This window comes from Altererythrobacter sp. (assembly GCF_050299635.1).
In the GTDB taxonomy this organism is placed as follows: domain Bacteria; phylum Pseudomonadota; class Alphaproteobacteria; order Sphingomonadales; family Sphingomonadaceae; genus Erythrobacter.
The window spans coordinates 1-504 of sequence record NZ_JBNKWF010000099.1 but is presented as its reverse complement, the minus strand read 5'-3'; the positions used below and the strand labels follow the sequence as shown (position 1 = coordinate 504).

The 504-nt window shown below is 67.3% G+C and carries 1 protein-coding gene; it reads left to right on the top strand.

All coding sequences use genetic code 11. The features are described from left to right. Window positions 1-504 (top strand): NAD-glutamate dehydrogenase domain-containing protein (locus tag ACQY6C_RS15040; RefSeq protein WP_427970106.1); only part of this gene is annotated, 504 nt, incomplete at both ends.

Here is a 504-nt window from a genome sequence, read left to right as displayed (position 1 = left end):
GCCCAGTACCGCTTCTGGCTCGGGGACGCGTTTGCGTCGGGGGGCTCGCACGGGTATGACCACAAGGCGATGGGGATCACGGCGCGCGGCGCCTGGATCTCGGTCGAGCGCCACTTCCGGGATCTGGGCATCGATGCCGAGCAGCCGTTCAGCGTGGTCGGCATCGGCAGCATGGCCGGCGACGTGTTCGGCAACGGCATGCTGCTCTCACCCAAGATCCGTCTGGTCGCGGCCTTCAACCAGCACCATATCTTTATCGACCCGGATCCCGACCTGGGACCGGCGCTCGAGGAGCGGCGGCGACTGTTCGAGGCCGCGCAGGGCTGGGAGCATTATGATCCGGCGCTGATCTCGGCCGGCGGCGGGGTGTTCAGCCGCACCGCCAAGCAGGTGCCGATCAGTGACGCGATGAAACGCCGGTTGCGGATCCAGGCCGACCAGCTCAGTGCCAACGAGCTGATCCGGGCGCTGCTGCAGGCACCGGTCGAGCTGTTATGGAACGGT